The 7,185-nt window shown below is 65.6% G+C and carries 9 protein-coding genes, 1 tRNA gene and 1 pseudogene; 3 read left to right on the forward strand and 8 right to left on the reverse strand.

What is annotated here, in order from left to right; translation table 11 throughout:
- Positions 1-69 precede the first annotated feature (69 nt).
- Positions 70-1,281, forward strand: a complete 1,212-nt coding sequence (locus ABS761_RS15550) for a cyanate transporter (protein WP_350409273.1) — start codon at positions 70-72, stop codon at positions 1,279-1,281.
- Here ABS761_RS15550 and ampD read toward each other — a convergent pair.
- From ampD to ABS761_RS15565, 3 genes are read right to left on the reverse strand one after another with little or no spacing between them, the layout of a single operon-like run.
- Positions 1,187-1,855, reverse strand: a complete 669-nt coding sequence (gene ampD / locus ABS761_RS15555) for a 1,6-anhydro-N-acetylmuramyl-L-alanine amidase AmpD (RefSeq protein WP_350409264.1) — start codon at positions 1,853-1,855, stop codon at positions 1,187-1,189. The genes ABS761_RS15550 and ampD overlap by 95 nt on opposite strands.
- Positions 1,852-2,103 carry a PP0621 family protein gene (locus ABS761_RS15560; protein WP_350409265.1) on the reverse strand — a complete coding sequence of 84 codons (252 nt, stop codon included), beginning with the start codon at positions 2,101-2,103 and terminating at the stop codon, positions 1,852-1,854. The genes ampD and ABS761_RS15560 overlap by 4 nt, the downstream gene beginning before the upstream one ends.
- Entirely contained in the window at positions 2,096-2,947 is an 852-nt protein-coding gene (locus ABS761_RS15565) for a cytochrome C assembly family protein (protein WP_350409266.1), read from the reverse strand. The genes ABS761_RS15560 and ABS761_RS15565 overlap by 8 nt, the downstream gene beginning before the upstream one ends.
- A gap of 94 nt (positions 2,948-3,041) precedes the next feature.
- Here ABS761_RS15565 and ffh point away from each other — a divergent pair, with 94 nt between their 5' ends.
- Positions 3,042-4,463 carry a signal recognition particle protein gene (ffh, locus tag ABS761_RS15570; RefSeq protein WP_350409267.1) on the forward strand — a complete coding sequence of 474 codons (1,422 nt, stop codon included), beginning with the start codon at positions 3,042-3,044 and terminating at the stop codon, positions 4,461-4,463.
- A gap of 192 nt (positions 4,464-4,655) precedes the next feature.
- Here the strand turns inward: ffh and thiS are convergent, their stop codons facing one another.
- From thiS to trmB, 3 genes are read right to left on the reverse strand one after another with little or no spacing between them, the layout of a single operon-like run.
- Positions 4,656-4,856 (reverse strand): sulfur carrier protein ThiS, encoded by a 201-nt coding sequence (thiS, locus tag ABS761_RS15575; RefSeq protein ID WP_350409275.1) that lies wholly within the window; start codon positions 4,854-4,856, stop codon positions 4,656-4,658.
- A 52-nt stretch (positions 4,857-4,908) separates the two neighbouring features.
- Entirely contained in the window at positions 4,909-5,850 is a 942-nt protein-coding gene (gene pip, locus ABS761_RS15580; RefSeq protein WP_350409276.1) for a prolyl aminopeptidase, read from the reverse strand.
- Complete coding sequence (gene trmB / locus ABS761_RS15585) at positions 5,847-6,650, reverse strand: tRNA (guanosine(46)-N7)-methyltransferase TrmB (RefSeq protein WP_350409268.1); 804 nt, start codon at positions 6,648-6,650, stop codon at positions 5,847-5,849. Before trmB ends, pip begins: the two co-directional genes overlap by 4 nt.
- A 41-nt stretch (positions 6,651-6,691) precedes the next feature.
- Between trmB and ABS761_RS15590 the strand changes: the two genes are divergently transcribed.
- A tRNA-Gly gene (locus tag ABS761_RS15590) sits at positions 6,692-6,765 on the forward strand.
- Between the two features lie 31 nt (positions 6,766-6,796).
- Here ABS761_RS15590 and ABS761_RS15595 read toward each other — a convergent pair.
- Positions 6,797-6,931 (reverse strand): annotated as a pseudogene (locus ABS761_RS15595) (transposase); the annotation flags it as partial.
- 116 nt (positions 6,932-7,047) lie between these two features.
- Positions 7,048-7,185 (reverse strand): integrase core domain-containing protein (locus ABS761_RS15600; RefSeq protein WP_350409277.1); only part of this gene is annotated, 138 nt, incomplete at its 5' end.

Below are 7,185 nucleotides of genomic sequence, written 5' to 3' on the forward strand. Positions count from 1 at the left end.
TCCGGCTCGACGCCAGGCCGGATCTCTATGCGGCTTGGAAGGGCCGGCAGCGGCCTGTGGCCTGAGCGGATGGTGAGCGTGGAGTCGAAGTTTGCACGGGCCGCCCTGATTGCCACCGTGGCGCTCATCGGGCTTAATCTGCGGCCGTTCATCACCAGCATTGGGCCGCTGGCGGCCAACATCCAGGACGGTACGGCGCTGGGCCTGCAGGGCATGGCCCTGCTGACGTTGATTCCCATGCTGCTGATGGGCTGCGTGGCGTTCGCCGGTCCGGCCTTGCAGAGCATGGTCGGTGCGCGCCGGTCGATGATCGGCGCCTTGCTGGTGATCTGCGCCGGCATTGCTTTGCGCCTGCTGGCGTCGAGCGGGTGGCGCATGGTCGCCACGGCCGCGCTCATCGGTCTGGGGGTGGCGATCGTCCAGGCCGTTTTTCCAGGGATCGTGAAACGTGAATTCCCGCGTCAGGTGGGGCCCATGATGGGCTTGTATTCCGCCACGCTGATGGGCGGTGGCGCCTTGGGTGCCGTGGTGTCGCCGATGATCGCTCAAGTGACCGGCAACTGGGCGATGGGGCTGGCGTGCTTTGCGCTGCCCGCTCTGGCGGCCGTCATCCTCGCGGGCGTCTTTCTGCCGGATGATGCCGGCGCGCGCCCGAAGGGCGGCATCACGCGCATCCTGTTGTCGAGGCCCCGGACCTGGCTGCTGATGAGCTGCTTCGGTCTCCTGAATGGTGGCTATGCCTCAGTCGTGGCCTGGCTGGCGCCTGCTTATCAGGAGCATGGTTGGGACGCCGCCGCCAGCGGGAGCCTGCTGGCCATCCTGTCCATCAGCCAGGCCGTGACGGCCCTGACGCTGCCCATCCTCGCCGGAAAACCGCCCGACCGACGGCTGTGGCTGTGGCTGACGCTGGCCCTGCAGGCAGTCGGCTTTGTGGGCCTGGCATTCATGCCCACCCTGTCGCCCTTCGCGCTGGTGGTCATTCTGGGCGCCGGCCTGGGGGGGTGTTTTGCCTTGATCATGATCGTGGCCCTGGAGCACCTGCCCGATCCGGCGCAGGCGGGGGCGCTGTCAGCACTGATGCAGGGCGGCGGTTTTATCCTGGCCGCCGTTCCGGCGTGGCTCGTCGCCGCGCTGCATGACGCCACGGGCGGCTATGCCGCCGGGTGGCTTTGGCATCTGGCCTGCGTCACGATCGTCGCTGGTCTGGTGTTCCGGTTTTCGCCTGCGGGTTACGCCCGGGTGATGCCATCGGTCGCGGGCCCTGGCCCGTTGTACGCTTGAATCGATCCCAGTCGAAGGAAGGGCCGGGATCTGTTTTCCGCCCGGGCGCAATATGCTCGTGCCCCTGTACCGCGCGAATTGGATGCCGTGCGCGGATCGCCATCGCCAGCGCGTCCAACTGCTCGTACTGCGCGTCCGTATACGCCAACGTATCTGTTCCCTCCAACTCAATGCCGACGGAAAAGTCGTTGCAGCGTTCGCGGCCTTCGAAACTCGATACGCCCGCGTGCCAGGCCCGCAGCATCGTTGGCACGAATTGGATGATGGTCCCGTCGCGTCGGATGAGGAAGTGGGCGGAAACCCGCAAGTCGCGGATGTTCTCGAACCATGGGTGGGCCGTGAAATCCAGGCGGTTCTGAAAGAAATCGATGACAGCGTCGCCCCCGAACACCCCAGGCGGCAGGCTGATGTTGTGGATCACCAGCAGATAGGGGTCCTCGTCGCCAGGGCGTGCGTCGTGGTTGGGGGATGGGCGGCGCAGGATGCCGGCCGCGGGGGCGAGCCAACCGGAGTCCTCGATATTCAGCCCTGCTCTGGTACCCGTGGCCCCGGCATGTCGGCCCGGCAAGCTCATTTTTTCAAGCCCAGGCGCGCATGCTCGGCACTGCACCAGGTCTTGCCCTGGCTCATGAACGCCTCGGAGCGCGGCAGGTAGATCTGGCAGTGCTCGCAGCGCACCATGGAGTGGGCGTCGCGGGCGCCGGCGCCGCCGCTGGGGCGCGGTGGTGGTGCCACGCGTTCGCGCGCATTGCGGTGCGCGATCAGGCGCGCCGCCAGCATGACGCCAAGGATGATGATGGCCCAGAGCAGGAACTTAGCCAAGTGTGCCTCGCTGGAGGATGACGTCGAGCACGAAGCGGCTGCCGGTGTAGGACAGCAGCAGGAAAGCGAACCCGGCCAAGGTCCAGCGCAGCGCCGTGCGCCCCCGCCAGCCCTTGAGGTGGCGTCCGGCCAGCAGGACACCGAAGGTCAACCAGGACAGCAGGGTGAACACGGTCTTGTGGTCCATCGGCAGCGCGCGCCCGTCCAGGCGCAGCGACACCTCGATGCCGGTGATTACCGTGAGCGTCAGCACCGCGAAGCCGATCCAGATCAGCCGGAACAGGAGTTGCTCGAGCACCAGCAGCGGCGGCATGGATTCCAGGGCGCGGGTGAGGATGTCGCGCCGCTCCGCCGCCTCGATCGGGCGGTGCAACTGGCGGTCGAGCGCGGTCATCAGCATGGCATGCAGGGCGGCCACGGTGATCAGGCCGTAAGCCGTCATGGCGATCAGCAAGTGCGTGCGCAGCCACTCATTATTGGCGTGCGGCACCAGGTGACCCTGCGGAAAGGCCGCGGCCAGCAGGCAGGCGAGGGCGGCGGCGGGCAGGAGCAGCAACAGGATGCTGTCGATGCGCAGCAGGAAATTCTCGATCCAGAAGACGATCATGCCCAGCCAGACGGCGGTGGACAGGGCCAGCGCCCAGCCCAGATGCAGGCCTTGAGGTACGATGGTGGCCAGGGCAAGGCCCATGCCGTGCAGCACGATGGCGCCCAGCACGCACAGGCGGCCAATCGCCTGGCTCGGCTGGCCGCAGCGGCCGCGCGCGAGCGGCTGCCAGCGGGCGACCGCCAGCACGCTGTAGGCCAGCGCGGCGAGCAAGTGAAATACAATGCTTGCAGACATAATCCCCTTGGGAGTCCGGCGAGCGGCGCGCGCTCCAAAAGCGTCTATTTTATGCGTTGCCCGGCCGATCAACCAGTTTCAGCGAATCCACATCATGCTTGACAACCTCACCAATCGCCTGTCCCGCATCGTCAAGACCATGCGCGGCGAAGCGCGCCTGACCGAGGCCAATACCCAGGAGATGCTGCGCGAGGTGCGCATGGCCCTGCTCGAGGCCGACGTCTCGCTGCCCGTCGTGCGCGATTTCGTGGCCCGGGTCAAGGAACGCGCCCTGGGCCAGGAGGTCGCCGGCAGCCTCAACCCGGGCCAGGCCCTGGTCGGCCTGGTGCACAAGGAACTGACGGCCCTGATGGGCGGCGACCTGGGCGCCGAGGCAGGCGAACTGTCCCTCGCCGCACAGCCGCCCGCCGTCATCCTGATGGCCGGCCTGCAGGGCGCCGGCAAGACCACCACCAGCGGCAAGCTCGCCAAGTGGCTCGCCGCGGGCGAGCATATCCAGCACGGCCGCAAGACCGGCCGCAAAAAGGTTCTGCTGGTCAGTGCCGACGTCTACCGCCCCGCGGCGATCGATCAGTTGCGCACGGTGGCTGCCCAGGTCGGCGTGGATTTCCTGTCCACTGATCCCTCTCAGAAACCCGAGGACATCGCCCGCCTGGCGCTCGACCACGCGCGCCGGCATCACTACGATGTGCTGCTGGTCGATACCGCTGGCCGCCTGGGGATCGATGAGGCCATGATGGCCGAGATCCGTGCGCTGCACGCGCTGCTCGATCCGGTCGAGACCTTGTTCGTCGTCGATGCCATGCAGGGCCAGGATGCGGTGAACGTCGCCCGTGCGTTCTCAGAGGCGCTGCCTTTGACCGGCGTGGTTCTGACCAAGCTCGACGGCGACGCCCGTGGCGGCGCGGCCCTGTCGGTGCGGCACATTACCGGCAAACCGCTGAAATTCGTTGGGATTTCTGAAAAACTCGATGGTCTCGAGCCCTTCCATCCCGAGCGTATGGCGCAGCGCATCCTCGGCATGGGGGACATCGTGTCCCTGGTCGAGCAGGCGCAGCGGAACATCGATGCCGCCGAGGCACAAAAGCTCGCCGCGAAGCTCAAGTCCGGCGACCGCTTTGATCTGAATGATTTTCGCGATCAGTTGCAGCAGGTGAAAAAGCTCGGCGACATGGGTTCGCTGCTGGAAAAACTGCCGGCACAATTCGCTCAGGCCGCCTCGCAAATCCAGGGCGGCCAGGCTGACAAGCAGCTCGGCCGCACCGAGGGCATCCTCAATTCCATGACGCCCCTCGAGCGTGCCAAGCCCGAGCTGATCAAGGCCTCGCGCAAGCGCCGCATCGCCACCGGCGCGGGCGTGCCCGTGCAAGAGGTCAACCGCCTGCTCAAGCAGTTCGAGCAGATGCAGGGCATGATGAAGCAGATGAAAAAAGGCGGCATGGCCAAGATGATGCGGGCCATGGGTGGCATCAAGGGCCTGGGGGGCAGGGGCGGCGGTTTCGGCGGGTTTCGCTAGCGACGACTCGGATTCGACAGGCACGGGGCGTCTCGGGGTTGGGGCATCTCTCCACCTCACGGCCTGCAGGCCGCTCGGATTCGACAGGCACGGGGCGTCTCGGGGTGGGGCATCTCTCCACCTCACGGCCTGCAGGCCGCTCGGATTCGACAGGCACAAGACAGTCCGCAGGGGACTGTCTTGTGTCCTGTCTCATCCCCCTCCCACGGCGATGACGATTTCGATCCGATCGCCTTCGGCCAGCGCCGCCTCGGCGTGCTGGCTTTTCGGCACGATGTCGCCGTTGCGCTCGACGGCGATGCGCTTGTTCTGGTAGCCCAGGTGCGCGACCAGGTCGTGTACGGTGCGGACCGCGTCCAGCCGGGTGTGTTCCCCGTTCAATACGATGTTCATACTCATGGAATGATGGTAACAGGCCTCGGGACCGAATTCGGGCGGTGCCGCGCTAGTCGCGCGCATAATGGTCGGTGGCGGCTAGCAGCCGTGCGAGGATGCCGGGTTCGTCGAAGGCGTGGCCGGCATCGGGCACCAAGTGGAAGTCTGCCCGCGGCCAGGCTTTGTGCAGCGCCCAGGCCGAACGGGCCGGCGTGCAGACGTCGTAGCGGCCTTGGACAATCACCCCCGGAATGTCCGCGAGCCGGTGCGCGTCGCGCAGCAACTGGCCCTCGTCCATAAAGCCGGCGTGGACGAAATAATGGTTTTCGATGCGCGCAAACGCCAGCGCCGCCGCATCCTCAGTGTGCGCCTGCTGGTGGGCCGGATCGGGCAGCAGCGTGATGGTGTTGCTCTCCCATTGCGTCCAGGCGTGGGCGGCCTCCAACTGCGTCTGGGGGTCCTCGCCAGTCAGCCGCAGGCGATAGGCGGCCATCATATCGCCGCGCTCGGCTTCGGGAATCGGCGCCTGGTACTTTTCCCACAGGTCGGGAAAAAGCCATGAGGCGCCCTCTTGATAGAACCACAGCAGCTCTGCACGGCGCAGCAGAAAAATTCCACGCACGATCAGGGCGCGCACCCGGTCGGGGTGCGCCTCGGCATACGCCAGCGCCAGGGTCGAGCCCCAGGAGCCGCCAAAGACCACCATCTGCTCCGCACCCAGCACCTCGGAGCGCAGCCGCTCGATGTCTGCGACCAGGTCCCAGGTCGTGTTGTGGTCGATACAGGCCGAGGGCGTCGAGCGCCCGCAACCGCGCTGGTCGAACAGCAGGATCTTGTAGCGCTCGGGATCGAACAGACGGCGGTGAGCCGGCGAGCAGCCGGCGCCGGGCCCGCCGTGCAGGAACACGACCGGCCGGCCGGCCGGATTGCCGCACAATTCCCAATAGACCTGATGGCCATGGCCGGCATCCAGTCGGCCATGGGCGTAGGGTTCGATCGCGGGATACATCAGGTCTCCTTGTTGCTGCGGTTTGGGGGCGCCGCGTCCTCGCGGCGGGTGAAGACCAGATCCCAGACGCCATGGCCCAAGCGCAGGCCGCGGCTCTCGAACTTGGTCAGCGGCCGGTAGTCCGGGCGCGGCGCGAAGTCCGCGCAGGTGTTTTTCAGCGCCCCCTCGGCTGATAACACTTCGAGCATCTGATGCGCGTAATGTTCCCAATCGGTGGCGCAATGGATGTAGGCGCCAGGCGCCAGGCGCTCGGCCAGCAGCGCCACAAAGGGCGGCTGGATCAGGCGGCGCTTGTGGTGGCGCTTTTTCGGCCATGGATCGGGGAAATAAATGTGGACCCCGGCCAGCGAGCCCGGCGCAATCATATCGCGCAGGACCTCGACGGCGTCGTGCTGGATGATGCGGATGTTGCCTAACCCGTTTTCCTCGATGCGCTTGAGCAGCGCGCCCACGCCGGCATTGAACACCTCGACGCCCAGGAAGTTTTCATCAGGCCGGGCCTGGGCGATCTGCTGCGTGGTCTCGCCCATGCCGAAGCCGATCTCGAGGATGACCGGCGCCTCGCGGCCAAAGGCCCGGGCCGGGTCCAAAAGCGTGTGCTGGTAAGGAATGGACCAGCGCGGCAGCCACTGGGCAATGGCCTGCTCCTGGCTGGGAGTGATGTGGGCGCGGCGGTGGACGAAGCTGCGGATGTGGCCGCTGCCCGACGGATTCGTCGCGGTCACGATGGGCGGGGGGGATTTGGACAGGTTCAAAATACTGGTAAAATAGCGGGCTGCAGGGGTTTGGGATGAGCCTGTCATTCTACAGTAAATCCTTGCGAATCAATCGATTGCAAGTCGATGCGGGTGTAGTTCAATGGTAGAACGGCGGCTTCCCAAGCCTCAAGCGTGGGTTCGATTCCCATCACCCGCTCCACGTCAACTCGGTTAACCACACCACTCCAACCGCACTGGGCCAAGACTCGCATGCGGTAATTCTCAAAATTCCTGAAGCCATACGCCCTGCGCGAGAGCATCCCCATCTTCGTGTGGAACTCTTCGGTGGTCCCATTGGATTTGGAGAAACGCCACATACGCACGATGAATCGTCCCGGGAATGAACTGACCCCCAAGAGTTGGATGGTTAAAGTAAAACCGCCTCAGCAGCGGGTGCTGCAAGTGTGGATTTGCCCCCGTATTACCGGACACGGAATCACCCTTAGGCTGATAAATCCTGGTGACGCCTGAACTCCCTGGGGGACCGGTATTTCAGCGCACTATGGGGGTGCCGCTCGTTGTAATGCTCAAAGGCAATCGCCAGATTCTGCAGCGCCGTGGGCACGTCGGGCTTGGGCAT

The sequence above is a fragment of the Castellaniella sp. GW247-6E4 genome (genome assembly GCF_040276065.1).
Classification (GTDB): domain Bacteria; phylum Pseudomonadota; class Gammaproteobacteria; order Burkholderiales; family Burkholderiaceae_B; genus Castellaniella.

Bases quoted from the DNA above. Each gene is read 5' to 3' on its own strand.
- ABS761_RS15550 (WP_350409273.1), top strand. From the start codon at position 70: ATGGTGAGCGTGGAGTCGAAGTTTGCACGGGCCGCCCTGATTGCCACC.
- ampD (WP_350409264.1), bottom strand. From the start codon at position 1,855: ATGAGCTTGCCGGGCCGACATGCCGGGGCCACGGGTACCAGAGCAGGG.
- ABS761_RS15565 (WP_350409266.1), bottom strand. From the start codon at position 2,947: ATGTCTGCAAGCATTGTATTTCACTTGCTCGCCGCGCTGGCCTACAGC.
- ffh (WP_350409267.1), top strand. From the start codon at position 3,042: ATGCTTGACAACCTCACCAATCGCCTGTCCCGCATCGTCAAGACCATG.
- thiS (WP_350409275.1), bottom strand. From the start codon at position 4,856: ATGAACATCGTATTGAACGGGGAACACACCCGGCTGGACGCGGTCCGC.
- trmB (WP_350409268.1), bottom strand. From the start codon at position 6,650: ATGACAGGCTCATCCCAAACCCCTGCAGCCCGCTATTTTACCAGTATT.